This is a genomic window from Spirosoma lituiforme (genome assembly GCF_054776635.1).
Genome location: NZ_BAAHBO010000003.1, coordinates 191,315 through 208,867, shown reverse-complemented (window position 1 = coordinate 208,867; position 17,553 = coordinate 191,315). Strand labels below are relative to the sequence as shown.

The 17,553-nt window shown below is 51.9% G+C and carries 7 protein-coding genes; all 7 read right to left on the bottom strand.

Going from position 1 to position 17,553, the window contains the following annotated elements; all coding sequences use genetic code 11:
* Positions 1 to 295: 295 nt before the first annotated feature.
* The 7 genes from ACYU87_RS13115 to ACYU87_RS13085 all read right to left on the bottom strand — a co-directional run bounded on the left by ACYU87_RS13115 (position 296) and on the right by ACYU87_RS13085 (position 17,273).
* Positions 296 to 2,746, bottom strand: coding sequence for an ABC transporter permease (locus tag ACYU87_RS13115; RefSeq protein ID WP_461134536.1), 2,451 nt, complete (start codon positions 2,744 to 2,746; stop codon positions 296 to 298).
* Positions 2,747 to 2,856: 110 nt separating this feature from the next.
* A complete protein-coding gene (locus ACYU87_RS13110; protein WP_461134535.1) occupies positions 2,857 to 5,241 on the bottom strand; it encodes an ABC transporter permease in 2,385 nt (794 codons plus the stop codon).
* An 18-nt stretch (positions 5,242 to 5,259) separates the two neighbouring features.
* On the bottom strand, positions 5,260 to 7,632 hold the full coding sequence (locus tag ACYU87_RS13105) for an ABC transporter permease (protein WP_461134534.1): 2,373 nt from the start codon (positions 7,630 to 7,632) through the stop codon (positions 5,260 to 5,262).
* Between the two features lie 12 nt (positions 7,633 to 7,644).
* Positions 7,645 to 10,029 (bottom strand): ABC transporter permease, encoded by a 2,385-nt coding sequence (locus ACYU87_RS13100; RefSeq protein WP_461134533.1) that lies wholly within the window; start codon positions 10,027 to 10,029, stop codon positions 7,645 to 7,647.
* Positions 10,030 to 10,047: 18 nt separating this feature from the next.
* Positions 10,048 to 12,465, bottom strand: a complete 2,418-nt coding sequence (locus ACYU87_RS13095) for an ABC transporter permease (protein ID WP_461134532.1) — start codon at positions 12,463 to 12,465, stop codon at positions 10,048 to 10,050.
* A gap of 12 nt (positions 12,466 to 12,477) precedes the next feature.
* On the bottom strand, positions 12,478 to 14,856 hold the full coding sequence (locus ACYU87_RS13090; RefSeq protein WP_461134531.1) for an ABC transporter permease: 2,379 nt from the start codon (positions 14,854 to 14,856) through the stop codon (positions 12,478 to 12,480).
* An 11-nt stretch (positions 14,857 to 14,867) separates the two neighbouring features.
* Positions 14,868 to 17,273, bottom strand: coding sequence for an ABC transporter permease (locus tag ACYU87_RS13085; protein WP_461134530.1), 2,406 nt, complete (start codon positions 17,271 to 17,273; stop codon positions 14,868 to 14,870).
* Between the last annotated feature and the right edge of the window lie 280 nt (positions 17,274 to 17,553).

The following is a 17,553-nucleotide window of genomic DNA, read 5'->3' as shown; positions in this document are numbered from 1 at the left end:
GGAGCGGTTTTAACTAGCTTCAGAATAAGTCATTTTCGTGAAGCTTTTACTCAACATGTACCCGTACACATGCGCGAAGCGATCCGTACTCGCGCTGAGCTTTTTGGGCCACAAATCTAAGCAGGCGATGGGACGGGTTTCTGCAAATAGAAGCAAACGACGGGTTTGTGTAAACAAACGACTTGTTCGGCAGCGTGAACGGCAAAAAAGGGAATAGCCGACTGGTAGCTATTCCCTTTTTTGCGCCATTTCTTTGTGCAATGCAACAAAATTCGGTTGCCCGAGTTTGTTCGTATTATTCAGATCGTAAACTTTTCACCGGGTTCATCAGGGCGGCCTTGATACTCTGGAAACTCACCGTCAGCAGGGCGATACCTACAGCCAGCAGTCCCGCCAGGGCGAACATCCACCATTCGATGTCGATTTTGTAGGCAAACGTCTGGAGCCACTGATTCATGACGTACCACGCAATGGGGGAACTCAGCACCAGCGCTACCAGCACTAGCCTGACAAATTCGAACGAGAATAGCCCAAAGATATTGGCCGTCGAAGCCCCTAGTACTTTCCGGATACCCACTTCCTTGGTCCGGCTTTCAGCCATGAACGCGACGACACCATAAAGGCCCAGGCAGCCAATGAAAATGGCAATGCCCGCCAGCAACTGGAACAGCCGGTACATGCGTTCTTCGGTTTTGTAGAAATTGGCGAGTGTTTCGTCCAGGAAACTGTATTTAAATACAAAGTCGGGGAAGGTAGTATTCCAGTGGGTTTCGATCCCGTTCAGCAACTGGCTAATGGTCTCCGTACCGCCCTGCCGGGCCGACAGTTTGATGCCCAAACTGCGGTACTGGTCGCGGTAAGAGGTCAGCACACTGGGCTCAATGCGCTTGTGCAGCGAGAACGCATTAAAATCCTGGACTACGCCAACGATTGGCTTTTTCGTGGCTTCGCCGTTCACCTTCATCAACTGGCCAATCACCTGCTCGGGTTTCTGAAAACCCAGGCGCTTCATAAAAGCCTCATTAATGACCAGTTCCCGTATGGTATCGGCGGGTAGGTACATCCGGCCAGCCAGCAACCTGAGCCCGTAGGTATGCACATAAGCGGTATCGGCGGGGCGCATCAGCACGCCATAGTCCGGTTCTTTGTCGTCGTTCCCGAAGCGAAACCCCGTTGTCCAGTTGCTGGTCGAGGAGGGCGTCGTCATGGCGTAACTCATGGATTGGATACCGGGTAAGCCCGCTAGCTTAGCTTTCAGGGTTTCAAGCTGACCGGGCTTTTTCTCCGGAATCAGCACCGTCAGTACGGTTTCCCGGCTGTAGCCTATATCGGCCGAGCGGAAATATTTCATCTGGCTGTAGGCAATGATCGTTCCGATAATGAGCAGTTGTGAAATAGCAAATTGCCCCACAATTAATCCCCGGCGGAGCGATAGTTGTGCATTGCCCCGCGATGCCCGTATTTTGCCTTTCAGGGCTAAAATGGGCTGGTAACCTGACAAGACCAGCGCCGGATAAAATCCGGCCAGCGTGGTAGTTAGTACCCCCAGCGTACACAAAAAGAGGATGATGGTTGGATCGACTAGCGTAGCGCCCCCCGGCTTTATATTGAGTAACTCGCCCACATACGGCAAGGATGCCTGCGCAACCAGGAATGCCAGTACCATCGAGAGAGCCGTTAGTACACCTGTTTCGCCCAGAAATTGCCGAACCAGTTGACCGCGTGAACTGCCTAATACCTTACGGACACCCACTTCTTTGGCCCGGCGAATGGCCTGCGCGGTGGCCAGGTTAACGAAATTGACGCAGGCCGTGACCAGAATGAATAAGCCAATCAGCCCCATTGCCCAGATCATTTCCTGGCTTACGGTCCGCTTGGCATAATTGTCGGTCCGCATGTCAACGTGAATGCTGGTCAGGGGTTGGAGCGCATAAATCAGATCACGGGCGGTGTCGGGTTCATGGTATTTGTTGATGAACGCCACCAGTTGCCTGTTCATCTGTGCTGCAGCCACTGGCTGACTGGCTGGCGCATCGGGCAGCTTCAGGTAAATTTGCGCGCCACCGTACGTCGACTGCCAGTCGTCCCAGTCTGTGCTGGCTCCAAACTGTTTCAGGGAAGAAAATGACAGTAACATGCTGAAGGGTACACTGCTCATGGCAGGAGGTTCCTGCACCACGCCCGTTACTACAAAATCTGTCTTGTTCTCAACCCGGAGGGTCTTACCAATTGGGTTGCCTGTTCCAAAGTATTTCTCGGCCAAGCGTTCGCTCAGAACAACCGTATTGGGTCTGTTGAGGGAAGTTTGTGGACTACCGCTTTTCCAGGTATAGTCGAACAGACGAAAGTACTCCGGCTCCGCAAACGCTATGATGCCGTCGCCCTCCTGAAATTTCTTAGTAGCCGCATTGGCTTTTTCCCGCACACTCACGACCACGTTCGCCATTCGGTAAACCATGGTTACGTCGTTAGTCAGCGCCGGAAAATCGTTGCGTAGCGCAGGTAATATGGGTAAGGGCATGCCGACCTGCCAGTGATCGTCGTTTGCTCTTCTATTGGACGAAATCAGCCGGTACGTTTGATCCGCGTGTGTATTGTGCCGGTCGAAACTCAGTTCGTAGCGAATAGCCAGAAACAAAAGCAGGCAGCAGGCCAGGCTGAGTGTCAGCCCCAGCACATTGATGATTGAATAGCTCCAGTTGCGCTTCAACGCACGCAGGGCGGTGGTAAAATAACTGTTTATCATAACTGGGAGACTGCAATCGTTTGTGGCTGTCAAGGGGTTTGTTACTATGCTGAAAGCCAGTCAAATGATGAGATGTGATTAATCGTTGGTTCACTGGTGCCGTCCCTACTTCATTCGGATCGCAATGAGTTGACGGGGTTCATCAGGGCGGCCCTGAGCGCCTGAAAAAGTACTGAAAGGAGCGCAATACCAATGGCTAGGCCACCGGCCAGTGCGATATACCACCACTGAATTTGGGTGTGGTACGCGAAATAGTTCAGCATAGTCTGGCCTACCCACCAGCCAATAGGAGCCGCAATCAGAATCGCCAGCAAGACTAATTTCAGAAAGTCAGTCGAGAGCAATACCGTAATACTCGCCACCGATGCTCCCAATACTTTCCGCACACCAATTTCTTTGGTCCGTTTCTGGGCCATGAGCGATATCAGTCCGAAAACACCGGCGCAGGCCGTCAGAATGGCAATCATAGTGACGAAGCTGATCATCTGCCAGATATTATCAAGTGATCGATATGCCTGGGTTATATCATCGGATAAATAGGAGTACGTGAGTGCCCGGCGCGCGGGAATTTTTCTGAACTCCCGCTCCAGACCTGCTACTAATGCTGGTGTGTTGGCGGGATCATTGACCCGAACCATCAGGTATCCGCTGAGTCTTTCGTGACCACCGTAAGCCTGGAGCATTGGTTCTACCCGGTCGGTCAGGTCTCGGTAGTGGTAATCTTTTGTTACACCGATGATTGTGTGTACGGCCGAATTATTGAGCTGACGTAGTTTTTTGCCCACCGCTGTTTTCCACCCGAACGCCCGCATGGCCGACTCGTTAATAATGACGGCGTTGTTGGCCGAGTCGGCGGGTGTGGTATCGGAGAAATTACGCCCTTCCAGCATCGGAATTTTCAGCGTCTCCGTGTAATTGACCGCCCCGCCCATATGTCGTACGTGCACCTGCTGGTCTTGCCGACCATCCGGGTAATATTGATTAAAGTTTTCCTGGTAGGCAACCGGCGTGTAGTACGTGCTGGTAAACGACACAACAGTCGGTGTCTGTCGAAGCTGGGCAAAAATGGATTGCGCCCGTACCTGCGCTAGTTTTTCGTTGCGGTAAGCCAGGTTTGTCTTGAAAACGAGTACGTTGTTCTTGTCGAAGCCCAAGTTAGCCTCTTTCATATAATTAAGCTGCTCACGCATACCAACGGTGCCCAGAATCAAAATAATAGCCAGCGTAAACTGAAAGACGATGAGACTGCTTTGCCGGAGTCGTCCACTTGTTGGATTCGCCGAAAGCTTACCTTTCACAGCCTCTGTCGTTTTCAATCCCATCAGGTACAGAGCAGGGTAGGTTCCGGCTACCAGTGCCACCGTGAGAGCAATGCCTAACACCGTCAGAATGGATGGGTAATCCGAAGCCAGATCAATGCTCAGTTGCATATTTTCGCTTCGCAGCTGGTTGAAGCTGGGTATTAAATAGAACAGAGCGAACAGCAGGGATAACGTCAGCGAGACAACGACAACTATGCCTGACTCCGTCCAGAACTGACCCAGCACTAACCGGCGCGTAGCCCCTACTACCTGCCGCATGGCAACCTCTCGGGCCCGGGGCATTGCCGAAGCGGTATTCAGATTGATGAGGTTGATACTGATGATCAGCAGTAAAAACAACGCAATGATGACAGAGCCATAAATGAGCCCCTCAAACGACGGATTTTCAGTATAAATGAAGTTTTTAAACGGGGCTAACCGCAGGATAGAGTTCTTCGCATGGGGTTCGTAATGGGATCTTACCAACTGAGGAAGTTTGGCCTCAAGCCGGGCCGGGTCAGCGCCATCTTTCAACAGAATGTAGGTCGACGCGAAGGTATTAGACCAGTCGGCCATTTCTTTAAATCCCGGGTAGTCGAGCAAATTAGCGGCCGGGAGCAATACGTCGAATTGCTGCGATGAGTTAGAGGGTAGTTTCTTCAACACACCGGTAACGGCATAGCGCAGCGTGTCGCTAACGGTCACGTATTTACCAACCGGGTTACTATCGCCGAATAAGTTCTGCGCTGTTTTCTCGCTCAGTACCACCGACCGTTTGTTGACCAGGGCCGTAGCTGGATCACCGTATTTGAACGGAAACGTGAAGACCCGGAAATAAGTGGAATCGACGAAGCTGGTTGATTCCTGAATGCTCTTGTCGCCATATTCAATCCAGGGCCAGCTGAAGCTTTGGTTGTGCGTGCCCGTTTCTATCTCCGGAAAGTCGCGCACCATCTGATCAAGTAGCGGATACACCGTCTGATTGCCGATGTCGCCCCCTGGGTATTGGGTCCTGACGTAGTAAATTCGATCAAGTTTAGCGTGGGAGCTATCCCAGGTCAGGCATTTCTGAGCAAATAATACCAGCACCACTACACAGGCTAGTCCGACCGATAGGCCAAAGACGTTGATGGCCGTGAACAGCCGGTTGCGCCATAGTGTCCGAATGGCAATTTTCAGGTAGTTTGTTAGCATGGGGTTAGTAGGTTTACATCATTCGGATCGTAACGATTTGACGGGGTTCATCAAGGCGGCTCTTACGCTCTGGAAACTCACCGTCAGCAGCGCAATGCCTACGGCCAGAATGCCTGCCAGGGCAAACACCCACCAGTCAATTGTGATTTTGTATTCGTAGTCGGCTAAAAACTGGCTCATCGCGTAGTAAGCAATTGGGCTGGCCATGACGAAGGCAATCAGGACGAGTTTCAGAAAGTCTTTCGAGAGCAGCGCGACAATACCTGCAACGGTTGCGCCGAGGACTTTGCGCACGCCGATTTCTTTGGTACGCTGTGTCACCACGAACGATACCAGGCCGAATAAACCAAGACAGCCGATGAAAATGCCAACGATGGCAAACAGTGTCAGAAAATTGGTCAGTTTGCGTTCATCATCGTAAAAAGCCCGCAGATCCTGGTCCAGAAATGTTGGCTTAAAGTAAGCGTTGGGAAACAGGGCTTTCCAGTATTGCTCAATGTGGGCAATGGCTTTTTTGGTTTGCTGCGGATCGATGCGAATACTGGCCGTCTGAAAATTCTGGTTGGTGTACAGAAAGATGTGGGGTACGATAGACGACCGTAGACTCTGCGAATGGTAATCTTTCACCACACCCAGTATGGTAAAAGGTTTATCATAATAAAGCGTAATCCGTTCGCCGATGGCCCGTTCCGGCGTTCGGAAGCCCAGGTCGCGGGCTGCTTTCTCGTTGATGATGGCAACCGTGTTCGTATCGGCGCGGCTCCATGACCGACCAGCGACCAGCGGGATCTTGAAGAACTGAAAATAATTGGTGTCTACGTGCTGAAACCGGAAGGTGTATTCGCCGTTTGGCAGGTTACGGTGACGCACCGTTTCCCACCACCAGTTATGACTGCTCGACGGCGTGGTTAGTCCGAACGCTACGTCCTTGATTTCCGGATGCTGGCGCAACTGCTGCCGAAACCGTTCGCGCAGGACGACATTGTCGCGTTCCGGCATGTCGACGGTCACGACGGCCTGCTTGTCAAACCCTAGGTCCTTCTGGTACACATACCGAATCTGCCTGATACCCAGTAGCGTACAGATGACCAGTACCTGAGCAATCACGAACTGAGCCACCACCAGTGTTTGTCGAAGCGATATGCCCCGGCGCGGCCCCGAAAAACGTCCGCGCAACACGCGCACCGGCTGGAACCCCGACAAGACAAGTGCCGGATAGCTACCTGCCAGGAGGGTTACCAACGTGCCCAGACTCAGCAGAAAGAAAAGGGTACTGCTAGTCCAGATCGTCGATTGTCCGACCTGGGTATTCAGCAATTGGTCAGCGTACTGAATCAACTGCGTCGCCAGCAAACTACCCAAGCCAATGGCTAGAAAAACCAGCAGGGCCGTTTCTCCGAAGAACTGCGTAATGAGCTGCGAACGACTGCTGCCCAGCACTTTCCGCACGGCAATCTCGCGGCTGCGCTGCGTTGCCTGCACGGTCGCCAGGTTAATGAAATTGATACCGGCCAGGCCAATGAGCAGTACGCCAATACCCGCCAGTGTGTATAGCATCCAGCGTGCGATGGTGTAATTGAAGGCATCGGTATCCGTGTCGAAATGAGCATCCGGTAGTGGCATCAGTTCGTACGATACATAATCCGATACATGTCTGTGTTGGGTCGCCAGCCGGTTCAGCCCCGTTTCAATCGTAGTTGGCAGGGTGCCTGGTTCGAGCAGCACGTACCCATGAAACTTTGAATCGCCCCCGCCCCAGTGATTCTCGTTTTTGTACATCTCCTGCACGATTGGCAGGGTCGCGTAGGAGACGAGTACCCGAATTGGTAGCATCGAATTGGGTTTACCGTTTCGGATAATGCCCGAAACCGTCAGCGTAGCAACGTTATCCAACCGGAGTGTTTTGCCCAGCGCGTTTTGCCCAAACCATTGCCGGGCGGTTTTTTCGTCCAGAACCACCTGATTGGGTGCGGTTAGAGATTGCTTCGGCGAACCGCTTACCCAGACTAGGTCAATCATGTTGGCCAGTGCGGGCGGTGCGTAGAAAAAGCCGGTTGCGTTAAACACCTGCTGGCCAATTTTTATGCTGACCGTATTGCCGGTGCCTTTTACGCTAACCGCTTTTGCCACGCCGGGAAACTGCGTCTGCAACGCCTTGATAATTCCCTGTGGCACATGGGAGTTTGCTTCGCCGTATTTGTCGTGGCTGCGGACCTGGTACAATCGGTCGGCATGGCGATGATACCGGTCAAAACTATACTCGAACCGGACAATCCAAAACAGCACAATCGCTACGCTCAGCCCCAGCGTCAAGCCGACCAGGTTAATGAGTGTATAGCTCCGGTTACGCACCAGATTTCGCCAGGTTGTGAGCCAATAGTTTCGTAGCATGGTTGTCGAAGTTTATTCGGATCGCAGGGATTTTACCGGATCTATCAGAGCCGCTTTAATACTCTGGAAACTCACGGTTAGCAAGGCGATCGCCATCACCGAAAAGGCAACCGAAACCAACACCCACCACTGAATGGTCGTGTGATAGGCGAAGCTCTGCAACCATTTATGCATGAAGTAATAAGCTGTCGGTAACGCAACCAGGATGGCGATGGTAACCAGTTTGATGAAGTCTCGGGAAAGAAGGGCCGTAATGCCCACTACCGACGCGCCCAACACTTTGCGGATACCGATTTCCTTGTTTCTGCGTTCTGCCGTGAAGGCTGACAGACCGAAAAGTCCCAGACAGGAGATGAGAATGGCTAATCCGGCGAAGTAGCGCGACAGGATCGAAACCCGCTGCTCCGATACGTACTGCGTCTGAAAATCCTGCTCTAAAAATTTATAGTCCAGCGTATAACCCGGATTGAATGCCTGGTAAACCTGCCGGAGTTTGGCAATCGTTTCGGACTGTTTCCCGGCCTCGATAGAAACCATCAGCGTCATGGTATGCACAGGATCAAGTTTCATGAAGGCCGGCTTCACCTCGTCGCGAAGCGATTCGAAGTTAAAGTCGCTGACCACACCGACAATTTGCCGGTTCTGACCCCACAGCTGCACCGTCTGGCCAACCGGATTTGTCAGACCCATTGCTTTGACAGCCGCTTCGTTGAAAATAATGTTGGTACTGTCGGCGCCGAATTTTTGGGAGAATGCCCGCCCCTCTTTCAGGTGCATGCCCAGCGTTTCGATGGCGTTATAGCCAACCGTGATGTTGATGAACCGGATAGACTCCTGCGGATTTTTGCCTTTCCAGTTCAGCCCCACGGTGCCGCCCTGACTGCCAATAAGCGATTGCTCCATCCCCGAGGCATTCAGTACGCCCGGTATCTTCTTTACCTCCGCCAGAAACGCATCAGTGTTTTCGGCTATTTTTCCTTCCCTCGAAAAGTAGATGACATTCTCTTTTTGAAAGCCTACGTTCTTGCTCTGGACGTAGCTGATTTGCCGATAAACGACCAGAACCGCTACGATCAGAATGACCGACAGCGCAAACTGAAACACCACCAGCCCCTGTCGCGTCCAGATTTCGCCCATCGAACTCCGGGAGAGTGCCCCCCCTTTCAGCACGGCTATGGGATTAAAACCGGACAGGTACAGGGCCGGGTAACTGCCGGATATAATACCGGTAAGCAATGTAATGGCGAGAAAAGCCAGCATGACCCGGCCATCGAGCTGAAGCGACAGGTGCTTCTGGGTAATGTCATTGAAGGCGGGCAACAACATAACGACCAGCAGAATCGCTACCAGCAATGACAGAAAAGTCATGAACAGCGACTCGCTTATGTACTGCGCAATAAGTGACCCTCGACTGGCACCGATCGCTTTCTTTACGCCCACCTCTTTGAGCCGTACCGATGCCTTTGCGGTGGACAGGTTCATGAAATTGATGCAGGCGACGACCAGAATGAAAATGGCGATCATGGAGAACAGATTAACGTACTCGATGCGCCCGCCCGCCTGGATCCCGTTTTTGTAGGTGCCGTATAAATAACCCTCTGAAAAGGGCCTGACAAACAGCGTAACCGTCGACTCGCGGGATTTCGTTTTAAGATACCCCGCAATTTTCCTGTTGAACTGCCCAATATTGGTTCCTTTTTTTAAGACCAGATAAGTGGCTGGCGCGTGATTGTCCCAGGATACGGTGCGCTGAAAAAGTTCGGGATCTCTGAACGCCTGATCGGTCAGCAGGAGATCAAATTGGGCCGATGAGTTAGCCGGTAATTTCTTAAAAACGCCCGTCACTAAACCCGTCTTTTTGAATTGCGCTAACTGCCATTCCATCGTTCGGCCGACCACGTTTTCGGTGGTATGAAACAGCTTCATGGCCAGCTCGTCGGACAGGACGATTCCGTTTTTGTCGGCCAGAACATTGTCTTTGGTGCCCTCAAGGAGCGGAAAGGAGAATATGTTGAAAAAGTCTTTACCTGCAAATTGCCCGGCCGCCTTAACGTTGATATTATTCGCCGATAGAGTGAGCAGCGATGGCATTACGGATGCGGGAACGACCGCCGTAGCATAGGCTACCTCTGGTAGTTCGGCCGCCATTGTTTCAGCCAGCAGATCCGGCGTACGATCCTGCGTTCTGATGCCATCGGCGTTCGGGTTATTTTCCATCACCTGATACAGCTGACTGTTCTGCGAATGAAACGTATCGACGCTCAATTCATCGTTCACCCACAGGTAAATGAGCAGGGCGCAGGCCAGACCCGTAGACAGGCCAACGAGATTGATGAAAAAGGTGCTTTTAAACCGTTTGACGTTCCGATAGATAAGCAGAAAATTATGTTTCAGCATGAGATTGGTGCGTAGAGATTATTCGGATCGTAACGATTTGACGGGGTTCATCAGGGCGGCTCTTACGCTCTGGAAACTCACCGTCAGCAGCGCAATGCCTACGGCCAGAATGCCTGCCAGGGCAAACATCCACCATTCGATATCGATTTTATAGGCGAAATCCTGTAGCCAGCGGTTCATGGCGTACCAGGCAACTGGACTGGCAATCACAATGGCAATCAGGACCAGTTTCAGGAAATCTTTGGAGAGAAGTGAGATGATACTACCGACACTGGCTCCCAATACTTTACGGACACCGATTTCTTTGGTGCGCTGTTGCGCCGTGAACGTGGCAAGACCGAGCAGACCTAAGCAGGCTACCAGTATCGCCATCAGCGTGAAAAAGCCGAACACCTGCCCAAACCGCTCATCGGTCCGGTATTGTTTGTCGTACCGTTCATTTAAAAACGAGTACACAAACGGGTCGGTCGGGAAAAATTGCGACCAGGCTTCTCTTACCGTAGCGATTCCCTGCGCGGGATTACGGTCGGTCAGCTTAATAGACAACTGCCCGTTCACGCCGGGGTCAAGGCGTAAAATGAGCGGCTCGTAGGCTTCCCGTAGCGACTGCTGGTGGAAATCATCGACTACCCCAACGATTGTGAGAATGTCTCCCCAGAAATCTATTTTCTGCCCCAGGGCTTTCTCCGGACTGGTGAATCCTAACTGCCTGATACCGGTTTTATTGAAAACCACGGCATCCTTTTCGCCCAGTTTTGTGTCGAAATTGCGCCCGGCAATGACCTTCATGCCGAACGAATTGATAAAATCGTAGTCGACTCCAATCACGCGGTACTGTTTCCCGGTTTCCTGGGGCGTACCCGCCACGCGAATACCTCCCGCGTTGAACTCTACCTTTTCACCGGGAATTGACCCCGCTACGGCAATGCTTTTAATCGCCGATTGCTGAAGCAGGTACGTTTTGAAGGCCTTCGTTTTGGTTACGCGCGTGGAGTCGTTTATCGGCCGGTCTACCACCAGTGTCTGACCAATATCGATTCCCAGATTCTGGCTACGCATAAACTGCAATTGACGGAATACAGTGATGGTGCCAACCAGCAGAAAAACCGAGGCCGAAAACTGGATAACGACCAACGATTTTCGCAGAAAAACACCCTCTTTAAACGCCGAAACGCCATTTTTGAGGACTGAAACCGGATTGAAATTAGACAGCACAAACGCTGGATACGCCCCCGACAACAGGGTTCCAATGGCATACATTGATCCTAAGCCGAGCCAGAAACGGGCCGACCACACGAATGAGTACGTTACCTCTTGATCCGTAAACTGATTGAACAGCGGAAGGGCCAGCAGGATACCGATAAAGGCCACGATAACGGCCATGAAGTTGAGCAGGGCCGACTCGATCAGGAACTGCCCGATCAACTGACTTCGGTACGACCCAACGGCTTTCCGAACGCCCACTTCTTTGGCCCGGCCAATGGCGCGGGCCGTGGCCAGATTGATGTAATTGATCCAGGCAATGGAAATGATAAAAAAGGCTACGCACAGCAACACATACACCGAATTACCATCGCCGTTGGGGCTGGCTTCAAACATAAAATGGGAATACAGGTGAATGTCGGTCAGGCGCTGTAAATGCAGCATCAGCCCGTTGTCCATTTTTGGATCCAGCTGCTCTTTGCTCTTCAGAAAAGCAGGGAATTTTGCCGCTAGCTTTTCGGGATCTGTGCCCGGCTTTACCAGCAGATACGTCAGGCAACCATCCCAGTCCCAGGCATTTTCGAAAACTTTATCCGGTTCATTTTTGGGATTCGCCAACCGTTGAAAGGTACTGAACGACATCAGGTAGTCGGCTTTCAGATGAGAGTTTTTGGGGAAGTCCTGATAGACACCGGTTACTCGGATTGGAAATTCGCGTTCGATCTGGATGAGCTGCCCCATCGGATTTTTGGTCCCGAATAACCGCTTCGCCAGCGAGGTCGAAATAACCCCCGTATTGGGGTCGGTCAGCGCGGTTTGCTTACTGCCCGTCAGCAGCGGATAGGAGAAAACAGTAAAGAATGACGGGGTAGCAAATGCGCCTTGCTCTATTTTATACTTCCGGTTGTTTACTTCCAGCAACAGGTTGTTCCGAACATAGATCTGGGCGTATTTTTCCACTTCCTGAAACGCAGCCTTCAGGTTGCTGCCAACGGCAAACGGACCGCCCGCCCATTCGGTCGATAGCACGCCTTTCTCGTACCGGTCGGCTTTGACGCGAAAAATACGGTCGGCATGTTCGTGGAAACGGTCGTAACTCCGTTCGAAAGCAACGTACTGGAAAATGAGCAGCGTAGCCGCCATGCCCACCGCCAGCCCACCGATATTAATGGCTGAATAGGCCTTGTTGGTGATGATATTCCGCCAGGCGATTTTAAGATAGTTCCGTAGCATGAGAATGATGGTTTATTCGCTTCGTAGTGACTTTACCGGATTTACCAGAGCGGCCTTTATACTTTGAAAACTGACTGTAACAAAGGCAATCGTCAGGGCTAGGCCCCCCGCTGCCACAAAGACCCACCACGAAATATCGATCTTGTAGGCGAAGCCCTGTAGCCATTTGTCCATGACATACCAGGCTATGGGCGATGCTATCAGAATAGCCATGCCAACCGGTTTTAGGAAATCGCTGGAAAGCAGCCCGACAATACTGCCCACCGAAGCCCCCAATGTTTTACGCACGCCAATTTCTTTGGTGCGCTGCTGGGCCGAGAACGAAGCTAAACCAAACAGACCCAGGCAGGCGATGAAAATGGCCAGACCGGCAAAAATGCTCAGAATCGTTTGCTGACGCAGATCGGCCTGGTACATCTGGTCGAACTGCTGGTCCAGGAAGTGATAGTCAAGCGGATAGGCCGGTCGCGTTTTGGCGTACAATTGCTGAATGGTTTCGACCGTAGCGGACAAGTTACCGGGCTTCAATTTGATAAGAGCAGCCCGTCTGTCGTCGCTGGGAGAAATAACCAATGGCTCAATCGACTCTTTCAGTGATAGGAAATTAAAATCATCGACCACGCCAATGATGGTACGCTTCGTACTGTCGCGTCCCGTATTTTTCAGCCACTTGCCGACGGCTTGTTCGGGTGTCCATCCTAAGCGCGCAGCCGCCGTTCGATTGATCAGAGCCGCCTGCGTCGTGTCGGAGGGAAACGCGGAGGAAAAATCCCGACCCGTAATCAGTTTCAATCCCAAGGTTTTTACGTAATCAAAATCAGCGAATTCCGTCCGGGCTTTCCATCGGTTGTCGTGTGCTTCGACATCGAACATGTGCCCATCGAAGAAACCACCCGGCTCACCCGACATCATCGAAACGGCCTCGATTCGGCTCTGGGCGAGCAATTCCGGTTTGTGGCCCGTGAAGAAATTATAGGTGTCTTCGTTATCGATGGGGACGACCAGGGTTTGCTCCTTGTTGTAGCCAAGCTGTTTGTTTTTGAGATAGCTCATCTGCTGCGTACCGATGGCGGTGCCGAGCATCAGCAAAATCGAAATGCTGAACTGTACCACGACCAGCACCTGTCTCAACGAAACGCCACCCTTGCCCAGCCGTAGTCTGCCTTTCAGGGCCTGAATGGGGGAAAAAGCGGCCAGGACGAACGCCGGGTAGCTCCCCGCCAGGAAACCCGCGATGACAATGATGCCGAGCAGAAACAGTACGATCGGCAGGGCATACCCCGACAGGTTAAGCGGGTAACCCAGCAGTTGTGTATACGCGGGTAGTGTCAGTGCCAGTAACCCGATCGAAAGTACGCACGAAAGGGTCGTCAGCAGGAGCGACTCGCCAATGAACTGCCATACCAGATGCCCTTTGACCGCTCCCAGCACCTTGCGAACGCCAATCTCTTTGGATCGCTCCACCGCCCGAACCGTGGACAGGTTCATAAAATTGATGCAGGCCACCAGCAGAATGAGAACCGCGATCGACAGAAAGATGTAGACCACTCGCTTATCGCCATGTCTGACACTGTCGAGGGCTGCCTGTTCAAAATAAATATCCCGTAAGGGTGTGAGCGATAAGGTGAACTTGAAGCCGGATTCTTTCATAACAAGCCCCATGTGCTTATCCATGAAACGTGGAAAATTCCGCTCGACCTGTGCTTCGCTTACCGTTGGAGCCAGTTGCACATAGGTGTAAAGGCCGTTGTTGATCCAGTTGGTCATCCAGCTCCGGTCTTTGTAATTCGCCAGTGGCACCACTAGGTCGAAATCCAGGTGGGAATTTACGGGCACATCCTGCGCAATGCCCGTGACTTTTACCGCTAAACTCTTGTCGACTTTAACGATTTTGCCCATCGCGTTGTCGGCACTGCCAAAGTATTTTTTGGCGGTCGACTCCGTCAGCACAACACTCGCCGGATCAAGCAGTACCGCAGCGGGATCGCCCTTGAGTAACGGGAAGGAAAAGAATGTGAAAAAGGCCGGGTCGGCATTGATGATTTTTCGTTCGTGAAACGATTTGTTTTGGGACGTGATCAACGCGTTGGTGGGGTTCACCCGAATCGCCTGGGCAATCTGCCCGGTAAAATCGGTTAGCAGCGCCGGTGCATATGGCCCCGACAGGTAAGAGACCTCCATCGTTTTGCCTTCATGATCCATGCCGCGCATAACGCGGTAGATGCTTTTGCCATTTTTGTGGAAATCATCGACGCTGAACTCGTTGCTGATGAACAGAAAGATCATCAGGCATACGGTGATGCCGGTCGATAAACCCAACAGATTGATGATCGAAAAAACCTTATTTCGGGTCAGATTGCGAAAGGCAATCTTGAGATAGTTTGTAAACATAGTCGCGTAGTTTATTCGCTGCGTAGCGATTTGACCGGATTCGTCAGGGCGGCCTTGATACTCTGGAAACTCACCGTCAGTAGCGCGATACTCAGTGCCCCCGCTCCCGCAGCCACGAAAATCCACCAGTTCAACTCGGTTCGGTAGCTATACTTTTGCAGCCACTGATTCATGCCGTACCAGGCCAGGGGCGTAGCGATGAGCAGGGCAATCAACACCAGCAGCATAAAATCTTTTGAGAGTAACCCCCACAGGTTACTTATGCTGGCTCCCAGTACTTTACGGATGCCAATTTCTTTGGTACGTTGCTCGGCCACAAAGGAGGCCAGTCCGAACAAGCCCAGGCAGGAAATCAGAATGGCCAACGTGGTGAACACACCCGCCAGGTTGCCAATGCGCTCTTCGGAAGAGAACTTGGTTGCGTATTCCTGATCGACGAACTGGTACTCGAAAGGCAGGTCGGGGAAGTTTTTTCTGAAAACGCGTTCGACAGCCGCAAGAGACTGACTGGCACTTCGGCTGGGGTTCAGCCGGAGGTTGTAGTACATGGAGCTGTTGTCTTTGTCGAACACGTACATTGCCTGCTTTATCGGCTCGTAGGGCGATGTCATGATCATGTCGTCGATGATACCGATGACCGTTAGCGGTGGGTTGCCATCCATGCGGATAACCGTACCGACCGGGTTTTTCAGACCCATGTATCTTACGGCGGTTTTATTCAGAATAACCGCGTTGGAGTCGGTTGCAAACGCCCGCGAGAAATCACGACCGGCAATGATTTTCAGCCCCAGCGATTTAACGTATTCGGGCGAAACCACCGTGTAGGCCAGATCCTCCTGAAACCCTTCGGGCTTGCCTTCCCACGTAAAGCCTGACCGGTTGGAGGAGATACTGGTAGTAGGGCTACTGGCCGAAGACATGTCGATTACGGCCCCTGAGTTGAGAAACTCACGGCGCAGCAGGTCATATTTTCCCACAAATGCGCCCTCACTCAGGGGGATTTGAATCAGGCCGTCCCGGTTGTAGCCAATGGGCCGATTTCTGGAATGCTGAATTTGCCGGAATACGATGATCGTGCCAATGATCATGGCTACCGATACGGTGAATTGCAGAACAACCAATACCTTACGGGGTAGGGTAGTAAAGCGTCTTGCTCCGAATCGTGACGACGAGCCGGTACCTTTCAATACTTTGATGGGCTGAAACGACGACAGGTACAGCGCGGGGTAACTGCCAGAAAGGAAGGCGGTGAACAGGACAAATAACAACGAGGCACCCCAGAAATAGCCATTTGTCCAGGGAAATTCGATCATCTTGTCGGCTAGTGTGTTGAACGAAGGTAACGCCAGCAGGACCAAACCTAGAGCCAGGCCAAAGGCCAACCCAACCACCAGGAACGATTCGCTCAGAAACTGGGTAACCAGTTGTCGTCTGACCGAACCGACTGCTTTTCGAATGCCCACCTCTTTGGCTCGCTTTTCGGAGCGGGCCGTACTCAGGTTCATGAAGTTGATGCACGCCAGCAGCAAGACGAATGCCCCGATGATGCCAAACAGCCAGACGTTATCGATGCGTCCACCCGCCTGCACACCATTCTCAAAATGGGCGCGCAGATGCCAGTCGTTCATGGGCAATAGGAACAATTCCGGCTTGTACTGTTTAATACCTTCGGGGGCGTTCTTCATTTTCGCATCCCGGATTTTAGCCGAAGCTTGCGCTACTGTGGTGTTGTCGGCCGTCTGAACAAATAACTGCCAGGAGTTATCGCCCCAGTTATCAGCTGAATTCTTGACCCATTCGGTGTTGTTGACGTAGTGATCCCAGGGGGCAATGAATGTCGTGGCACTAAAGTCATTGCTGGATGGCACGTCGGCGTACACGCCCGTTACCTTCATCATGTACTTGTTGTTGAGCTTTACGATTTTACCCAGCGCTGCTTCATTACCAAAGAGCGCCTGGGCCGTAGAAGCGGCCAGAAGAATAGAACTGGGGTCCTTCAGCCCGTCTTTTCGTCCGGAGATCATGGTTAATCCCAGCATATCCGGGGCTGCCTCCTGCATAAAATTGCCCTGTTTCACCAGTTTCTTCTCTCCGTGGGCCAGAATGCTGCGAAACCGCCAGCTGCTCATGACAAGGTGCTTAAAGTGCTCGCCGTACGCGTTACGCAATGTCATTTCCAGCGGGCGGGGAACGGAATGTATCGTGCCAATCTCCTTATTGAAAATCTGATTCTGATAAACCTGAGCAATGCGGTCGTGGTCCTTGTGGTACTGATTGAATGTCAGCTCATCATTGATCCACAGGCCGATGAGGATGGCCACAGCCATACCGGTAGACAAGCCTCCAATATTGATCGCCGAGTAGCCTTTGTTTCTGGTTAAGTTGCGCCAGGCAATTTTGAGGTAGTTCGTGAGCATAAGAAGGAGGGAGGAAACGGACATGGTCCAGCCAGGTAGTGTGCCAAATGCCGTACCAGAAAGTTAACTGGTTGATTTTAAGGGGATAATATTAGGTTGAGATCAAAAAAGTGTCCGCAAACGGACGCTGTGCGTACAGATGCGGACATATGGTCTTACCAGTAGGATAAAACAGAACTAAGCGATCATACACTTTTTCGGCTAAAGTTACATCGTATGTGCCTTCGTCGGACTTTTCAAGATAGCTTCAGATTTACTACAGATTTTAGTGGTAGTCTTG

Excerpts from the sequence above, each read along its gene's own strand:
- ACYU87_RS13115 (WP_461134536.1), bottom strand. The coding sequence starts at position 2,746 with ATGATAAACAGTTATTTTACCACCGCCCTGCGTGCGTTGAAGCGCAAC.
- ACYU87_RS13110 (WP_461134535.1), bottom strand. The coding sequence starts at position 5,241 with ATGCTAACAAACTACCTGAAAATTGCCATTCGGACACTATGGCGCAAC.
- ACYU87_RS13105 (WP_461134534.1), bottom strand. The coding sequence starts at position 7,632 with ATGCTACGAAACTATTGGCTCACAACCTGGCGAAATCTGGTGCGTAAC.
- ACYU87_RS13100 (WP_461134533.1), bottom strand. The coding sequence starts at position 10,029 with ATGCTGAAACATAATTTTCTGCTTATCTATCGGAACGTCAAACGGTTT.
- ACYU87_RS13095 (WP_461134532.1), bottom strand. The coding sequence starts at position 12,465 with ATGCTACGGAACTATCTTAAAATCGCCTGGCGGAATATCATCACCAAC.
- ACYU87_RS13090 (WP_461134531.1), bottom strand. The coding sequence starts at position 14,856 with ATGTTTACAAACTATCTCAAGATTGCCTTTCGCAATCTGACCCGAAAT.
- ACYU87_RS13085 (WP_461134530.1), bottom strand. The coding sequence starts at position 17,273 with ATGCTCACGAACTACCTCAAAATTGCCTGGCGCAACTTAACCAGAAAC.